Origin of the sequence: Planotetraspora kaengkrachanensis, assembly GCF_016862895.1 — a bacterium.
In the GTDB taxonomy this organism is placed as follows: domain Bacteria; phylum Actinomycetota; class Actinomycetes; order Streptosporangiales; family Streptosporangiaceae; genus Planotetraspora; species Planotetraspora kaengkrachanensis.
In genome coordinates, this window is sequence record NZ_BONV01000057.1 from 1 (window position 1) to 15,055 (window position 15,055).

Below are 15,055 nucleotides of genomic sequence, written 5' to 3' on the forward strand. Positions count from 1 at the left end.
CACGACATTTTCACGACAGATGTCATTCCTCCGGAAGAACACCGGAGAGCGCGTCAGTTCGCGTCCGCAACGCGGGAACGGCCCAGTCGAACACCGGTGCCAGGCTCTCCGGGGCCGGCCAGCCGTTGACCACCGCGAGCAGGCGGAGGTACAGCTCCCTGCGGGGGTCGCTCGCCGCCTCCAGACGTAGCAGCAGGCGATGCCGGAGGCCGTCGTAGTCGGGACGACCGGTGACGAGCGCGTACTGGGTCATCATCGCCTCGACGACCGGATCCGCCTCAGGAGACACCGGGTCGATACCGGCCGCCAGTGCCGGCCTCACCACTTCACGGACCACCGCGACGCCGTGCCTGCGCACTCCCGCGGCCTCACCGTGGGCACGCTCGTCGGCATGCAGCTCCGCGAGGTGCCGCATGACCTCACGGAACCGCGGGTCCTGAGAGAGCTCGGCCAGCTCCACCCACGCTTCGATCTGCGCGGGCTCGGCGTCGTCGGGCAGCTCTGGGGTCATCGAACGCATGATGCCCGCGAATCCGGGCTCGCCGTCGAGGTCTCCGAAGACCGCGTCGAGGAAGTCACCGGTGAGACGCCGGCGTTCGTCTTCGGACAGCTTGGCCAGTTTGTGCATGAGATCCGTCTCCTCAGGGGTCGATCCGCGCCTGGCCACCGCCGTGAGCACCGCGCGCCGCAGGCTCAACACTCTGATCTGCACCGCCAGTGCCTCGGCGTGGGCCTTGGCGACCTCGGCGAGGGAGACCTCCTGCTCCACGACCTTCTTGATCGTGGGCAGGTCCACGCCCAGATCGCGGAGCGTCCGTACGAGATCGAGGCGGGCCACGGCGTCGACGTCGTAGAGGCGGTAGCCGGCCGGACTGCGGTCGGCGGGCGGCACGATCCCGCGGTCGGAGTAGAACCGGATGGTCTTGACCGTGAGCCCGGTCCTCCGGGCCAGATCGCCGATCGAGTAGAGCGTGTCGCCGTCCATGCCTCCACCCTCGCGTCTCCCCCTGAGGGAGACTCAAGCCGCCCCCTGGGCGTACAGCGAAGCAGAAACCGGCGACGCCGGACCCGATGAGCGGGTCCGGCGTCGCCGGTGTGACCGAGCAAGAGGAGATCAGGTGGAGACCAGGCGGTAGCCCACTCCACGAACGGTCTGAATCATCCTGTCCTCGTCGTCACCGAGTCTGGCGCGCAGCCGTTTCACATGGACGGCGATCGTGTTGGTGGACATCGCGTCCGCGGAATGCCACACGTGCCGCATGATCTGCTCGCGTGTGACGGTCCGATCGGCGTTGCGCATCAGATAGTGGAGCAACTCGAACTCTCGAAGGGGCAGATGCACGACATGTCCCGCGACCTTCACCTGGTAGGCCGTGACGTCCAGCTCGACGTCGCCGATCGTGAGCACGATCCGGTGATCGCCCTGGCGCCGGAAGGCCGCCTGGACGAGCGGAAGCAGCTCGTGTACTCGGTAGGGACGGGCCACGCATGCCGTCGCCCCGGCCGCGAGGGCCTGCAGGGCCTGCTCGGTATCGCTCCCGAAATCGATACCGAGCAGGACCGGCACGGCCCGCGCGAGCCGTACGGCCCGGACGAAGTCGACCGGGCCGACGACCGGCAGGGAAGAGCTGATCAGTACCGCGTCCGGCTGGAGTGCGCCTGCCTGGAGCAGTGCCTGCGCACCGTCCATTACGCCGGTGACATCGATCCCTTCGGGTTCCAGGGCCGCCACCAACTGCTGGATGAGGCCCGCGTCCGGATCGGCCACCAAAAGCATGGGTGCCGACCGAGTGTCCCCCTCCACTACGGGTGCCGCCACCCAGGTCCTCCAATGCTCAGCCGAAGCGGCCGGTGATGTAGTCCTCGGTCGCCTTCTGCGTCGGGTTGGTGAAGATCCGCGAGGTCTCATCCATCTCGATGAGCTTGCCCGGCTGACCCTGCGCCGCGAGGTTGAAGAAGGCGGTCCGGTCGCTGACGCGAGCCGCCTGCTGCATGTTGTGGGTCACGATGACGATCGTGAACTCCTGCTTGAGCTGGGAGATCAGATCCTCGATCGCGAGAGTCGAGATCGGGTCGAGGGCCGAGCACGGCTCGTCCATGAGCAGGACCTGCGGCCGCACCGCGATCGCTCGCGCGATGCACAGACGCTGCTGCTGTCCGCCGGACAGACCGGCACCCGGCTTGTTGAGCCGGGTCTTGACCTCGTTCCAGAGGTTGGCTCCCTTGAGGGACTCCTCGACGATGCCGTCGAGCTGCGACCTGGAGAAACGACCGTTCAGCCGGAGGCCGGCGGCCACGTTGTCGAAGATCGACATCGTGGGGAACGGGTTGGGCCGCTGGAACACCATGCCGATGGTCCGCCGTACGGACACGGGGTCGACATTGGCGCCGTACAGGTCCTGGTCCTCCAGGCGGACCTTGCCTTCGACGCGCGCGCCGGGGATGACCTCGTGCATGCGGTTCAGGGTCCGCAGGAACGTCGACTTGCCGCAACCGGAGGGACCGATGAACGCCGTGACGGAACGCGGCTCGATGGTCATCGAGATGCCCTCGATCGCCTTGTGCGATCCGTAGTAGGCATCGAGGTCGGAGACCTCGATCTGCTTAGCCATCTCTTATCCCCTCTTTGCAGGCGAACGCCACCACGAGATGAGGCGTGCGACCAGGTTCAGCAGCATGACGATCAGGATCAGAGTGAGTGCTCCGGTCCAGGCGCGGTCGATGGCGACGTCCTGGGGCAGACCCGACTGACCGAAGACGTACAGCGGAAGACCCATCTGCGGCCCGTTGAACGGGTCTTCGTTGATGGAGTCGGTGAAGAACACGGTGAGCAGCAGCGGCGCCGTCTCACCCGCGACACGGGCGACTGCCAGCATGACGCCCGTGACTATGCCGGTGAAGGCGGTCGGCAGGACGACCTTGGCGATCGTGCGCCACTTCGGCACGCCGAGCGCGAACGACGCCTCTCGCAGCTCGTTCGGCACGAGCCGCAACATCTCCTCCGTCGATCTGACCACCACGGGCATCATCAGGATCGACAGAGCCAGCGCGCCGGCGAAGCCCGAGAACGGCATCCCGAGCACGAGGATCCAGAACGCCAGGACGAAGAGGCCGGCGACGATGGACGGGACACCGGTCATGATGTCCACGAAGAAGCTGATCATCCGCGACAGCCGGCCGCCGTTGCCGTACTCCACGAGGTAGACGGCGGTCAGCAGCCCGATCGGCACCGCGATCAGTGAGGCGAGGAGCACCTGCTCCAGCGTGCCGATGATCGCGTGGTAGGCGCCGCCTCCGGCGTCCCGTGCACCGATGTTGCGCATCGAGTGGGTGAGGAACTCGATGTCGAACCGCTTGAGGCCGTTGCTGATGACCATCCACAGCACCGACACGAGCGGGACGACGGCGATGGCGAAGGCCAGGTAGACCAGGCCCTGGACCGCGCGGTCCTTGACCCGCCTGCCGACGGAGAGGGGTCGAATTCCGGTTTGCACGGTCACGCTGCGGCCCTCGCGTATTCCTTACGGCGGGCGATGATGAGGCGGGCGGCCGTGTTCACCACGAGTGTGATCACGAACAGCACCAGGCCGGACGCGATGAGCGCGCCTCGGCCGACGTCCGTGGCCTCGCCGAATCCGTTGGCGATGTTGGCGGCGATGCTGTTGCCGTTCGGGCTGAGGATGCGGAACGAGATGGTGAACGTCGCAGGGAAGATCAGGGCGACGGCGATCGTCTCGCCCATGGCCCGGCCGAGACCGAGCAGCGCCGCGGTGATGACGCCGGGACGGCCGAACGGCAGGACCGCCATCCGGATCATCTCCCAGCGGGTGGCGCCGAGGGCGAGCGCGGCCTCCTCCTGGATCTTCGGGGCCTGGAGGAAGACCTCACGGGAGATCGCGGCAATGATCGGAAGGATCATGATCGCCAGCACCAGCGAGGCTGTGAGCATGCTCTTGCCGACGACCGAGTCCCCGCCGAAGATCGGGATCCACCCGAGGTAGTCGTTCAGGAACGTGGACGGCCCCAGCATGAAGGGGACGAGGAAGGTCACGCCCCACAGGCCGTACACGACGCTGGGGACGGCGGCGAGAAGGTCGATCACGTAGCCCAGCACCGAGGCCAGGCGACGGGGGGCGTAGTGGGAGATGAACAGGGCGACGCCGACGGCCACCGGGGTGGCGACGACGAGCGCGATGAACGAGCTGATGACGGTGCCGAAGGCCAGTGCGCCGATTCCGAAGACGGGCTCGGTGGCGTTGGGCACCCAGGTCAGTTCGGTCAGGAAGTGCGACGTGTTCGCCTGAAGGGCGGGGATCGCCTTCACGACGAGGAAGACCGCGATCGCCGCCATGATCGCCAGCAGGACCACACCTGAGGCGGTGGACAGGAAGCGGAAGGGAACGTCGCCGCGGCTGCGCCGATAGGCGGACCGGCTAAGAGCCGGCCCGCCTTCGGTCTTGGGAAGAGACGTGGCCATAAGGGCTAGGAGATCGCCTCGACGGCGGTCCGAACCTTGGTGATGAGGCTGGCCGGCAGCGGGGCGTAGCCCAGGCCGGTCAGGGCCTGCTGGCCGGCGTCGCTGGCCGTGTAGGTGAGGAAGGACTTGACCAGCGGAAGGTCCGTGGCCGACAGGCCCTTCTCACAGGTGATCTCGTAGGTCACCAGGACGATCGGGTAGGCACCCGCGGCGCTGGTGGCGTAGTCGATCTTGAGCTTGAGGTCGTTGCCGGTGCCCGCGACCTGGGCGGCCTCGACCGTCTTGCCCGCGCTCTCCGGGGTGAGCTCGACGAACTCGCCGGAGCCGTTGGCGACCTTGGCCTTCTGGAGGCTCGAGTTCTCGGCGAAGGAGAGCTCGACGTAGCTGATCGCGCCCTCGGTGCTCTTCACCGAAGCGGCGATCTGGTCGGAGCCCTTGGCGCCCTGACCCTTGGCCTCGGCCGGCCACGCCTTGCCCGGCTCGTACGGCCAGTCGGCGGTCGCCTTGAGGAACTTGGTGAAGTTGTCGCTGGTGCCCGACTCGTCCGAGCGGTGGAACGCCTGGATCGCGGTCGAGGGGAGCGTGGCGTCGGGGTTGTCGGCCTTGATGGCCGGGTCGTCCCACTTGGTGATCTTGCTGTTGAAGATGCCGCCGATGGTCTTCGGCGACAGCTGCAGGCCGTCCACACCGGGGACGTTGTAGACGACGGCGACGGGGCCGATCACCATGGGCAGGTTGATCGCCTTGCCGGTCTTGCAGCGGGCGTCGGCCTGAGCCGGCTCGCCCTTCTCGTCGTTGAGCGCCGAGTCAGAGCCGGCGAACGCGACGGTGCCCTGGATGAAGGACTGGACACCCGCGCCGGAGCCGGCGGGGTTGTAGTTGATGCTCACACCGGTGTTGGCCGACTGGAAGCCCTTCTTCCACTCGTCCATCGCGTTGGCCTGGGCCGAGGAACCCGCGGCGTTGATCGTGCCCGAGAGGCTGCTGCCGGTGGCAGCGCCCGTCGGGGCGGTCGAGGTGCCAGTGTCGCCGCTGTTGTCGTCGGTGCCGCATGCGGCGAGCGAAAACACGCCGATAATGGCGGCCGCGGCAAGCCGGCCTGCATACTTCACGGTGATTCCTCCCGCTTGTCTTCTCGTCGCCGAGGACACTAGGGATCGAAGGTGACCGGATCCCTTGGTAAAGGTGAACGAGTAGTGAACGCGCTTGGTCTCTTGTGGTGATCGATGGAGATAACGAGCAGGTCACGGCGGGTGTGCGGGACCATTGGTTCATGAAGCGCATATGTCTGGTCTGCATGGGGAACATCTGCCGGTCGCCCATGGCCGAGGTCGTCTTGCGACGCACGCTCGAGGAAAGGGGCCTTGACGTGCTCGTGGACAGCGCGGGCACCGGCGGCTGGCACGCGGGGGAGCCCATGGACGAGCGAGCTCTGGCGACGCTCGCCGAGCACGGTTACGACGGAGACGCTCATCGTGCCCGGCAGTTCGACCCCGCCTGGTTCGCCGAGCGCGACCTCGTCCTCGTCATGGACCGGGACAATCTCCGGGCCGTGCGGCGGATGGCCCCGCCCGGAGCCGATGTGCGGCTGTTCCGCTCGTTCGACCCCGACGCTCCCGACGGGGCCGAGGTGCCCGACCCCTACTACGGCGGGAAGCAGGGCTTCACCGACGTGCTCGTCATGGTCGAGGCCGCGTCCGAGGGGTTGGCGAAGCACCTTGAAGATCACTAAAGACCTCGGCGCGAGCCACGCCTGGACCCTTCACGAAGCCGTCGACGGTGACGGGCGGCGGCTCTTCGTCAAGAAGGGCGCCGACTTCACCGCCGAGGCCGCCGGGCTCCGCTGGCTCGCCGAGCCTGCGGCCGTGGTCGTGCCCGAAGTCGTCGAGGCGGACGGCGACACCCTGGTGCTGGAGTGGATCGAGACGGCGCCGGCGACGGCGGCGGCGGCCGAACGTTTCGGCCATGAGCTCGCCGCTCTCCACGCCGCCGGTGCGGAGGGCTTCGGCGCCCCGTGGCCCGGCTCGATCGCCGAGCTGCCGATGGGCAACGGGCCGGCTCCCGACTGGCCCACCTTCTACACCTCCCAGCGGGTGCTCCCGTTCGTACGGCAGGCCCGCGACGCCGGGGGGTTGTCGGCGGCCGACGTCGACCTGGTCGAGGAGGCCTGCGACCGCGTGAAGGAGGTGTCGGGCCCGGCGGAACCGCCCGCCCGCATCCACGGCGACCTCTGGAACGGCAACCTGCTGTGGACCGCTCCTTCGGGCCGGGGAGACTCGGGCCCCGGGCGTGTCGCGCTGGTCGACCCGGCGGCGCACGGAGGCCACCGGGAGACCGACCTCGCCATGCTCGCGCTCTTCGGCGCCCCGCACCTCGCCACGATCCTGGGCGCCTACCGGGAGGCCGCCCCGCCCGCCGACGGCTGGCGGGAGCGGGTGCCGCTGCATCAGCTTCACCCGCTCGCGGTGCACGTCTGCCTGTACGGCGACGCCTACCGGGGCAGCCTGCTCACGGCCGCGGCCGAGGTGCTCGCGATGTGACGGCCACAGAGACGATCGCAGAGACGGCCATGGGAATGATCGCTGTGCTGACGGCCGCGCCGGTCGCCGTGGCGGTCAGGAGCGGGAGAGGCGCTTGAGCACCTCACCGTGGAGCAGTCCGTTGGTGCAGACCATGCTGCCGCTGTCGAGAGGCTGAGTCCCGTCCAGGGCGGTGCAGGTGCCGCCCGCCTCCTCGACGATCACGGTGAGCGCCGCCATGTCCCAGGGGGACAGCTCGGGCTCGGCGGAGATGTCCACCGATCCTTCCGCGACCATCATGTGCGACCAGAAGTCGCCGTAGCCGCGGCTGCGCCAGACCTGTCTGGTGAGGTCGAGGAATCCGTCGAGCCGGTTGTCCTTCTCCCATTCCTCCAGGTCGGAGAAGGCGAAGGAGGCGTCGCCGATGCGGCCGACCTCCGACACGCGGCAGCGGGAGGCCTTGGTCAGGCTGCGCCCGGTCCAGGAGCCGCCGTCCCTGGCGGCCCACCAGCGCCGTCCGAGAGCGGGGGCGGAGACCACGCCGACGACGACCTTGCCCTCCTCCATCAGCGAGATGAGGGTGGCCCACACCGGGACGCCGCGCACGTAGTTCTTCGTGCCGTCGATGGGGTCGATGACCCATGACCGCATGCCGTACCCGGTGCGGCCGAACTCCTCGCCGACGACCGCGTCACGGGGGCGGGCCCGCCGCAGCGTGCCGCGGATGGCCTCCTCGACGGCCCTGTCGGCGTCGCTGACCGGGGTGAGGTCGGGCTTGGTGTCGACCTTCAGGTCCACAGCCTTGAAGCGGCGCATGGTGATGTCGTCGGCGGCGTCCGCCATCACATGCGCGAGTCGCAGGTCGTCACTGTATGCCGTCACAGGGGCCAAGTTATCGTGCCGGACCCCGATTACATCAGGCCCGGATCGCTCCAAAACATACTCATCGGTAACATCCGATCATGGACATCGCCGCATTCTTCCTCGACAGCGTCCCGTTCGCGCGCCTGCTCGGCGTCACCTTCGACTCGGTCGGAACCGGCACCGCCGTGGCTCGCATGCCCGACCGCGACGACCTCCACAACCACGTGGGCGGCCCGCACGCCGGCGCCCTGTTCTCGCTCGCGGAGTCGGCCTCGGGGGCCGCCATGCTCTCGGCGTTCGCCGACCAGCTCTCGCGCGCCGTGCCGCTGGCGACGGTGGCCTCGGTCCGCTACCTCAAGCTCGCCATGGGCGAGGTGACGGCGTCGGCGACCCTGCGGGCCGACCGTGACGAGGTCGTCGCCCGGCTCGACGCCGGAGAGCGGCCGGAGTTCGACGTCGTGGTCGACATCCGTGACGCGGCGGGGACCGTCGTGTCCGAGGTGACCGTCTCCTGGACGCTCCGCCCCAACCGCTGACCGGCCGCGGGCCGGTCAGTCGTCGTCCGGGGACCCTTCGCGACTGGCGAGCAGCCGCCTGAGCGACTCCAGGCGCGCGGGGTCCCCGCCGCCCTCCGCGACGAAGCGGTCCAGTGCGCATCCGTCCCCGAGATGGGTGCAGCCCTTGGGACAGTCGACCGCGGCCTCGTTGAAGTCGGGAAAGGAGGCGAGCACGGTCTCCATGGCGACGTGGGCGAGGCCGAAGCTGCGGACCCCGGGCGTGTCGATGATCCAGCCTCCCTCGGGAAGCTCGAGCGCGACCGCCGACGTGGAGGTGTGCCGGCCTCTGCCGGTCACGGCGTTGACGTGCGACACCGCGCGGCGGGCGTCCGGCACCAAGGCGTTGACCAGCGTCGACTTCCCCACGCCTGAGTGGCCGACGAGCACGCTGATCCGGTCGGTCACACGGTCGCGCAGCTCGCCGAGCGGGCTGCCCTTCTCGACCACCACGTACGGCACGCCGAGCGGCTCATAGAGGGACACCAGTTCGTCGGGCGCGGCGAGGTCGGCCTTGGTGAGGCAGAGCAGCGGATCGATGTCGGCGTCGAAGGCGGCGACGAGCATCCGGTCGATCATCCGGGGGCGCGGCGGCGGGTCGGCCAGCGCCGTGACGATGACGAGCTGGTCGGCGTTGGCCACGATCGGCCGCTCGATGTCGTCGGTGTCGTCGGCGCTGCGCCGCAACATCGAGTCGCGCTCCTCCACGCGCACGATCCGCGCGAGCGTGTCGGGACGGCCCGACACGTCGCCCACGATCGCGACGCGGTCTCCGACGACGATGCCCTTACGGCCGAGTTCCCTGGCCTTCATCGCGACGACGAGGATCCTGTCCGTCTTCCCCGCGCGGCGGGCGGCGGCCTTCGTTTGGGGACGCGCGGCCGGGGCGTCCCCGTTCACCCGGGGGATGCCGTCCCCGACGAGGCAGGTGTAACGGCCGCGGTCGACGGCGACGACGAAGCCCTCGACGGCCTCCTCATGGGCAGGGCGCGTCCGCGTCCGGGGCCGGGATCCCTTGCCCGGTCTCACCCTGACGTCGTCCTCGTCGTACTGCCGTCTTTTCAGCGCCCGCGCCCCGATCGTGTCGCGCACCGGTGAGCGCCGCTCACGGGGCGGGTCGCCGGCCGAGGCCCTCTCATCGCGCGCCGCCCAGCATGGCGGCCCACATGTCCGGGAACTCCGGGAGGGTCTTGCCCGTGGTCGCGATGTTCTCCACCTGGACGCCGGGTACGGCCAGCCCGATCACGGCGCCCGCCGTGGCCATCCGGTGGTCGTCGTAGGAGTGGAAGACCCCGCCCGACAGCGGCCGGGGGTGGATCTCCAGCCCGTCGGGCGTCTCGCGGGCGTCGCCTCCGAGCCTGTTGATCTCCGTGGCGAGCGCGGCGATGCGGTCGGTCTCGTGTCCGCGGATGTGGGCCACGCCGCCGATGCGGGAGGGGGAGTCGGCGAGGGCCGCCAGCGCGGCGATGGTCGGCGTCAGCTCGCTCACATCGTGCAGGTCGGCCTCGATGCCCCGCACCCGACCGGAGCCCGTCACCTGGAGGCCATCAGGGACGCGGGTCACCGTCGCGCCCATCCGCTCCAGCAGGGGGCGGAGCCGGTCGCCGCCCTGCGTGGTCTCCTCCGGCCAGCCGGGGACCACGACCGTGCCGCCGGCGACGAGTGCTCCTGCGAGGAACGGCGCCGCGTTGGACAGGTCTGGCTCGACGTCGACGTCGTGCGCCCTGATCGGCCCGGGCTCCACCCGCCACACGTCGGCTCCGGAGTCGTCCACCTCGACGCCGGCCTGCCGCAGCATGTGGACGGTCATCTCGATGTGGGGCATCGAAGGGACGGGGGGTCCGCTGTGCCGTACGGTCACGCCCTTTTCGAAGCGGGCGCCCGCCAGCAGCAGGCCCGAGACCATCTGGGACGAGGTGGAGGCGTCGAGGACCACCTCCCCGCCCGAGATGGGGCCGCGGACGGTGAACGGCAGGGCGTCGGCGTCGACGGAAGCCCCCAGGGCGCGCAGCGCCCCCAGGATCGGTCCCATGGGCCGCTTGCGCGCCGCCGGGTCGCCGTCGAAGCGCACCGGGCCGTCCGCGAGCGCGGCCACCGCGGGCACGAACCGCATCACAGTGCCCGCCAGGCCCACGTCGATCGACACGCCGCCCCTGACGGGCCGCGGGGTGATCGCCCAGTCCACACTCGACCGGCTCTCCCCGGAAGGCGTCATCTCCGCGCCGAGGGACCGCAGGGCGGCCACCATCAGATCCGCGTCCCGGCTGCGCAACGCCCGCCGTACCCTGCTGGGCGCGTCGGCCAGCGCGGCGAGTAGCAGCGCACGGTTGGTCACCGACTTGGATCCGGGCAGGCGGACGGTCGCGTTGACCGGCCCGGCGGCTGCCGGGGCCGTCCAGAGCGCCTCTGGGCCCGTGGAGGCGGAGTGCGGTGTGGCCATGCCAGAAGCCTATCGTCGCGCCCCCACGAGCCCGTACGGCGCGCGCATGGGCCGGAAATGGCAGTCTGGGAGGCATGTGCGGGAGATACGCGTCGGCGCGCAAGAAGCATGACCTTCTCGAGGAGTTCGAGGTCGAGCTCGACGGCGCCCCCGACCAGGAGCTCGGGCCCGACTACAACGTGGCTCCCACCAAAGGGGTCTACGCGGTCATGAGCCGCGTGCCCAGGGACGACGACGGGAGCCGCTCGGGACGACCGGTGCGGCAGTTGCGCGTGGTCCGGTGGGGGCTGGTGCCGAGCTGGGCGAAGGATCCGTCGATCGGCTCGCGGCTCATCAACGCGCGGATCGAGACCGTGGGGGACAAACCCGCGTTTCGCACGGCTTTCGCCTCGAGACGGTGTCTCCTGCCCGCGGACGGCTATTTCGAGTGGATGCCGACGGAGGACAAGAAGAAGCAGCCCTATTTCATCCATCCGTCGGACGGCGGCGTGCTCGCGATGGCCGGGCTGTACGAGTTCTGGAAGGACCCGGGCCGGGCGGACGACGATCCCCTGAAATGGTTGTGCACCTGCACGGTGATCACCACGTCGGCCGAGGACGAGCTGGGCCGCATTCACGACCGCATGCCGATGATGGTCGAGCGCGACCGCTGGGCGGAATGGCTCGACCCCCGGCTGAAGGACCCGGCGAAACTGCTGGTCCCCGCAAGCCCCGACAGGCTCGAGGCGTATCCCGTCTCGACCGAGGTGAACAACGTGCGCAACAACGGCCCCGCTCTGGTCGAGCCGGCGGAGCCGGTCGGCAAGGAAACGGGAAACGGCGCGGATGCGGACGCGCTTTTCTAGAAATCCATTGGTGTAAGTCGGACGCCGAACGGGCATCCGGTAACGAAAGCGGTTCACCACGCCGTAATAAATGCCGACCTGTCGGGAGACCGGGGCTCCTCGGCGGGTGTTCCCCACGCTCCCGGAGGTGCGGATTCGTGGATGTCGCGACCGCGCGTATGCGCTTGGAAATCATGCTCGAAGAGCTCGACCGTTCGATCAGGGTGCTGAAGGGCGACCCGGTCGCCGTGCCGGAACGATCGGCCGCCGACGCCGGGGCCGATCTCACCGACGCCGACCGCACGCGGGCCATGCTGGACGTCGCGTCGCGGCAGCGCAAGGAGGTTCAGGACGCTCTCGTCCGGCTCGACCAGGGCGGCTACGGGCGGTGCGTGGACTGCGCCGCCCCCGTCCCCGAGGGCAGGCTGGAGGCGCGGCCGGAAGCGGCCCGCTGCGTCCAGTGCCAGTCGAAGCGGGAGCGCCGCCGCTAGGTCGTGTGTCCCTGGGTCCGCGCCGCCGCCCGGAGCGGCTTGCGGGCGCTGGCCACCAGGTGGATGCCCACGGTGTCGTCGTCGTCCGGCTGGGTCGCGAGTTCGGTGCGGACCAGCCAGGCGAGCGACCGCCCGCCGGAGCCGAGCACGCGATCGACCATGGACGGGGACAGAACCGTCCGCGGCCGGATCCACTCCACCTCGAGCCCGGCGCCGGTGACCAGTTCGCGGACCTGCGCGCTGGTGAAGCACCGGGTGATGCTGCCGTCCGGCCACGGGATGAGCATGACCTCGCCCGTCTGGCACAGATGGGCCCAGTAGTTCTGCTCGGCGAGGATCGCCATGCCCAGGACGAGCGAGTCGACGCACAACAGGGCGCGGCCGCCGGGCTTCAGCACGCGGGCCATGTCCTCGATCACCGACTCGGCCATGAGGTCGACCGACAACATGCGCTCCTCGGCGATCACCGCGTCGACGCTGGCGTCGGGGAGGAACGCGAGGTTGTCGGCGCGGACCTTCTGGGTCAGGTCGGAGGCGTCCCTGAGCCACGGCTCGAACGGCCTGCGGAAGTCCATGACCTCGATCACCCGGTGGCCGGCGCGGGCGGCCTGGGCCGGCCACCTGCCCCGGCCTCCGGAAAGGTCGACCAGCAGGGACGGGCCTCCGGGCAGCCATTGGCGCAACTGCTCGGCGACGACCGCGTGGTAAAAGTTCCAGTACGGCCCGAGCGTGCCCGAGCCATTGAGTTCGTTGGCCGGAATAGGCAGCACGAGCAGCTCCTGGACGTCGAATTTCCGGGCTACCAGCCGGTACGTATGTATTTCCCCTTGCGGAGGCGTTCATCACCTCAAACCGCACCGGGAACAGACTCTACGCCCCACCTGTTACAGGTGGGCATGAACACGTTGGTGCTGCCGGAAGCCCCCGGCAGGAGCGCCGCGACCCGGCCGGTATTCTCGGCTGGGTACGGTGTTCCGAAGGGGGTGGGTCCGGTCTCCAAGACAGCTGAGGAGACTCTGGGGCAGCGCAGTGAGCGGTTCGAGCGCGACGTCATGCCGTATCTCGACCAGCTCTACTCCGCCGCGCTCCGGATGACCCGTAATCCCGCGGATGCGGAAGACCTCCTGCAGGAGACCTTCGCCAAGGCTTTCGCCTCCTTCCACCAGTTCCAAGAGGGAACGAACCTCAAGGCCTGGCTCTACCGCATCCTGACCAACACATTCATCAACAGTTATCGCAAGAAGCAGCGCGAGCCGAAGCAGTCGGGCACGGAGGAGATCGAGGACTGGCAGCTCGCCCGTGCCGAGTCGCACACGTCCAGCGGCCTCAAGTCCGCCGAGATCGAGGCGCTCGAGCACCTGCCCGACAGCGACGTGAAGAACGCGCTGGCGGCTCTTCCCGAGGAGTTCCGCATCGCGGTCTATCTGGCCGACGTCGAGGGCTTCCCGTACAAGGAAATCGCCGACATCATGGGCACGCCGATCGGCACCGTGATGTCCCGCCTGCATCGTGGCCGCCGCCAGCTGCGGACGCTGCTGCAGGACTACGCACGTGACCGCGGGCTCGCGCGGTCGGACTCCCGTGGCGGGGCCGACGACGATTTGCTTGGCCAGGAGGAGCGATGAGCTGCGGGAACCACCACGACACCCCGTGTAGTGACGTTCTCGACCGGATCTACAGCTACCTCGACGGCGAGCTGGACGAGAACGGTTGCGCCGACATCAGGCAGCACCTCGACGAGTGCCACTCCTGCCTCGACGAGTACGGCCTGGAGAAGGCGGTCAAGCAGCTTGTCGCCAAGCACTGCGGGTGCGACCCCGTGCCCGACGACCTGCGCGCGAAGGTCATGACTCGGATCGAACAGGTGCGCGCCCAGCTTCCCGATTAGGATCTCCCCCCGGAGATCCTGGAGGGGCGACGGCATGCGGATAGTGGTCACGGGCGGAGCCGGGTTCATCGGGTCCACGCTGGTCGATCGGCTGGTGCGGGACGGGCACGAGGTGACGGTCCTTGACGACCTGTCGTCGGGGCGCAATCGGAACTCCGAGGCGCGCCTGCACGTGATGGACGTGCGCGACCCTGCCGTGGGCGCGGTGATCGAGGAGTCGCGGCCGGAGGTCGTCTGCCATCTGGCCGCGCAGATCAGCGTCAGGAAGAGCGTCGCAGACCCCGTCCACGACGCCAGGCTGAACGTCGAGGGCACCGTCAACGTGATCGAGGCGGCCAGGCGCGCGGGCGCGCGCAAGGTCGTCTACGCCTCGTCGGTCGCCGTGTACGGCAGGCCCTCGATCATCCCCGTTCCGGCGGGAGCGGCCACCGACCCGCGCTCGCCGTACGCCGCGTCCAAACTCAGCGGTGAGATCTACCTGTCCGCCTTCAGCGGACTGTACGGCCTGGAGTACACCACGCTGGTGTTGTCCAACGTGTACGGCCCGCGGCAGTCGCCCGAGGGCGAGGCGGGCGTCGTCTCGATCTTCACGGACGCCCTGCTGTCCGGCAGGCGCACGGTCGTGTACGGCGACGGGTCCCAGACACGCGACTACGTCTACGTCGACGACGTGGTGGACGGCTTCGCCCGGGCGTGCGGGCCTGACGGGAACGGCAGCCGGTTCAATCTCGGGACGGGCGTGCAGACGACCGACCGGCGGTTGCACACGCTCGTCGCCGCCGCGGCGGGAGTCCCCGACGAACCCGACTTCGAGCCTGCCCGGCTGGGAGATCTCCCGGCCATGGCCGTCGATCCGGCGCCCGCGTTCGAGGGTCTCGGGTGGCGGCCCGCGTACGACCTCGCCGCCGGCCTCAAGGCCACCGTCGCGTGGGCCATGGGTGCGTGAGCGATACGGGTCGATTCGGGCGCGATAAATCGGGATAATTCAACACAGCGTG

General features: G+C 69.3%; 18 protein-coding genes. 8 read left to right on the top strand and 10 right to left on the bottom strand.

Translation table 11 applies throughout. The features are described 5' to 3' along the window. Nucleotides 1–22: 22 nt before the first annotated feature. The 6 genes from Pka01_RS38460 to pstS form a co-directional block, all read right to left on the bottom strand. Nucleotides 23–985, bottom strand: a complete 963-nt coding sequence (locus Pka01_RS38460; protein ID WP_203887939.1) for a MerR family transcriptional regulator — start codon at nt 983–985, stop codon at nt 23–25. 129 nt (nt 986–1,114) lie between these two features. Continuing rightward, nucleotides 1,115–1,777, bottom strand: coding sequence for a response regulator transcription factor (locus Pka01_RS38465; RefSeq protein ID WP_239116172.1), 663 nt, complete (start codon nt 1,775–1,777; stop codon nt 1,115–1,117). A gap of 58 nt (nt 1,778–1,835) precedes the next feature. Beyond that, nucleotides 1,836–2,612 (bottom strand): phosphate ABC transporter ATP-binding protein PstB, encoded by a 777-nt coding sequence (pstB, locus tag Pka01_RS38470; protein ID WP_203887941.1) that lies wholly within the window; start codon nt 2,610–2,612, stop codon nt 1,836–1,838. A gap of 3 nt (nt 2,613–2,615) precedes the next feature. Continuing rightward, nucleotides 2,616–3,494: a phosphate ABC transporter permease PstA gene (pstA, locus tag Pka01_RS38475; RefSeq protein WP_203887986.1), complete on the bottom strand. Its 879-nt coding sequence runs from the start codon at nt 3,492–3,494 to the stop codon at nt 2,616–2,618. A gap of 2 nt (nt 3,495–3,496) precedes the next feature. Beyond that, complete coding sequence (gene pstC / locus Pka01_RS38480) at nt 3,497–4,477, bottom strand: phosphate ABC transporter permease subunit PstC (protein ID WP_203887942.1); 981 nt, start codon at nt 4,475–4,477, stop codon at nt 3,497–3,499. A 5-nt stretch (nt 4,478–4,482) separates the two neighbouring features. Continuing rightward, nucleotides 4,483–5,589 (bottom strand): phosphate ABC transporter substrate-binding protein PstS, encoded by a 1,107-nt coding sequence (pstS, locus tag Pka01_RS38485; protein ID WP_203887943.1) that lies wholly within the window; start codon nt 5,587–5,589, stop codon nt 4,483–4,485. Nucleotides 5,590–5,750: 161 nt separating this feature from the next. Here pstS and Pka01_RS41065 point away from each other — a divergent pair, with 161 nt between their 5' ends. Continuing rightward, nucleotides 5,751–6,209 (top strand): low molecular weight protein-tyrosine-phosphatase, encoded by a 459-nt coding sequence (locus Pka01_RS41065; protein ID WP_239116182.1) that lies wholly within the window; start codon nt 5,751–5,753, stop codon nt 6,207–6,209. Next, nucleotides 6,196–7,017 carry a fructosamine kinase family protein gene (locus Pka01_RS38490; protein WP_239116192.1) on the top strand — a complete coding sequence of 274 codons (822 nt, stop codon included), beginning with the start codon at nt 6,196–6,198 and terminating at the stop codon, nt 7,015–7,017. The genes Pka01_RS41065 and Pka01_RS38490 overlap by 14 nt, the downstream gene beginning before the upstream one ends. A gap of 75 nt (nt 7,018–7,092) precedes the next feature. Here Pka01_RS38490 and hisN read toward each other — a convergent pair whose 3' ends face one another. Beyond that, complete coding sequence (gene hisN / locus Pka01_RS38495; RefSeq protein ID WP_203887945.1) at nt 7,093–7,878, bottom strand: histidinol-phosphatase; 786 nt, start codon at nt 7,876–7,878, stop codon at nt 7,093–7,095. Between the two features lie 80 nt (nt 7,879–7,958). Between hisN and Pka01_RS38500 the strand changes: the two genes are divergently transcribed. Further along, nucleotides 7,959–8,396, top strand: a complete 438-nt coding sequence (locus tag Pka01_RS38500) for a DUF4442 domain-containing protein (protein WP_203887946.1) — start codon at nt 7,959–7,961, stop codon at nt 8,394–8,396. Nucleotides 8,397–8,411: 15 nt separating this feature from the next. Here Pka01_RS38500 and rsgA read toward each other — a convergent pair whose 3' ends face one another. Beyond that, nucleotides 8,412–9,479 (bottom strand): ribosome small subunit-dependent GTPase A, encoded by a 1,068-nt coding sequence (gene rsgA, locus Pka01_RS38505; RefSeq protein ID WP_203887987.1) that lies wholly within the window; start codon nt 9,477–9,479, stop codon nt 8,412–8,414. A 70-nt stretch (nt 9,480–9,549) separates the two neighbouring features. After that, nucleotides 9,550–10,854, bottom strand: a complete 1,305-nt coding sequence (aroA, locus tag Pka01_RS38510) for a 3-phosphoshikimate 1-carboxyvinyltransferase (protein WP_203887947.1) — start codon at nt 10,852–10,854, stop codon at nt 9,550–9,552. Nucleotides 10,855–10,928: 74 nt separating this feature from the next. Here aroA and Pka01_RS38515 point away from each other — a divergent pair, with 74 nt between their 5' ends. After that, on the top strand, nt 10,929–11,699 hold the full coding sequence (locus Pka01_RS38515) for an SOS response-associated peptidase (protein WP_203887948.1): 771 nt from the start codon (nt 10,929–10,931) through the stop codon (nt 11,697–11,699). Between the two features lie 137 nt (nt 11,700–11,836). Then, nucleotides 11,837–12,169 carry a TraR/DksA family transcriptional regulator gene (locus Pka01_RS38520; RefSeq protein ID WP_203887949.1) on the top strand — a complete coding sequence of 111 codons (333 nt, stop codon included), beginning with the start codon at nt 11,837–11,839 and terminating at the stop codon, nt 12,167–12,169. On the opposite strand, the gene Pka01_RS38525 is transcribed toward Pka01_RS38520, so the two are convergent. Further along, the gene (locus Pka01_RS38525; RefSeq protein ID WP_203887950.1) at nt 12,166–12,939 is read right to left on the bottom strand and encodes a class I SAM-dependent methyltransferase; all 774 of its coding nucleotides are present in this window, start codon (nt 12,937–12,939) and stop codon (nt 12,166–12,168) included. The genes Pka01_RS38520 and Pka01_RS38525 overlap by 4 nt on opposite strands. Before the next feature lie 282 nt (nt 12,940–13,221). On the opposite strand from Pka01_RS38525, the gene Pka01_RS38530 reads away from it, so the two are divergent. Genes Pka01_RS38530 through Pka01_RS38540 form a run of 3 tightly spaced genes read left to right on the top strand, consistent with a single transcriptional unit; the run spans nt 13,222 to nt 15,003 of the window. Beyond that, a complete protein-coding gene (locus Pka01_RS38530) occupies nt 13,222–13,794 on the top strand; it encodes a sigma-70 family RNA polymerase sigma factor (protein WP_239116228.1) in 573 nt (190 codons plus the stop codon). Continuing rightward, nucleotides 13,791–14,057, top strand: coding sequence for a mycothiol system anti-sigma-R factor (gene rsrA, locus Pka01_RS38535; protein WP_203887951.1), 267 nt, complete (start codon nt 13,791–13,793; stop codon nt 14,055–14,057). The genes Pka01_RS38530 and rsrA overlap by 4 nt, the downstream gene beginning before the upstream one ends. A 34-nt stretch (nt 14,058–14,091) precedes the next feature. Next, complete coding sequence (locus Pka01_RS38540; protein WP_203887952.1) at nt 14,092–15,003, top strand: NAD-dependent epimerase/dehydratase family protein; 912 nt, start codon at nt 14,092–14,094, stop codon at nt 15,001–15,003. Nucleotides 15,004–15,055: the final 52 nt, after the last annotated feature.

Bases quoted from the DNA above. Each gene is read 5' to 3' on its own strand.
- aroA (WP_203887947.1), bottom strand. From the start codon at position 10,854: ATGGCCACACCGCACTCCGCCTCCACGGGCCCAGAGGCGCTCTGGACG.
- Pka01_RS38465 (WP_239116172.1), bottom strand. From the start codon at position 1,777: ATGCTTTTGGTGGCCGATCCGGACGCGGGCCTCATCCAGCAGTTGGTG.
- rsrA (WP_203887951.1), top strand. From the start codon at position 13,791: ATGAGCTGCGGGAACCACCACGACACCCCGTGTAGTGACGTTCTCGAC.
- Pka01_RS38460 (WP_203887939.1), bottom strand. From the start codon at position 985: ATGGACGGCGACACGCTCTACTCGATCGGCGATCTGGCCCGGAGGACC.
- Pka01_RS41065 (WP_239116182.1), top strand. From the start codon at position 5,751: ATGAAGCGCATATGTCTGGTCTGCATGGGGAACATCTGCCGGTCGCCC.
- pstB (WP_203887941.1), bottom strand. From the start codon at position 2,612: ATGGCTAAGCAGATCGAGGTCTCCGACCTCGATGCCTACTACGGATCG.
- Pka01_RS38530 (WP_239116228.1), top strand. From the start codon at position 13,222: ATGCCGTATCTCGACCAGCTCTACTCCGCCGCGCTCCGGATGACCCGT.
- Pka01_RS38500 (WP_203887946.1), top strand. From the start codon at position 7,959: ATGGACATCGCCGCATTCTTCCTCGACAGCGTCCCGTTCGCGCGCCTG.
- Pka01_RS38515 (WP_203887948.1), top strand. From the start codon at position 10,929: ATGTGCGGGAGATACGCGTCGGCGCGCAAGAAGCATGACCTTCTCGAG.
- Pka01_RS38540 (WP_203887952.1), top strand. From the start codon at position 14,092: ATGCGGATAGTGGTCACGGGCGGAGCCGGGTTCATCGGGTCCACGCTG.
- pstC (WP_203887942.1), bottom strand. From the start codon at position 4,477: ATGGCCACGTCTCTTCCCAAGACCGAAGGCGGGCCGGCTCTTAGCCGG.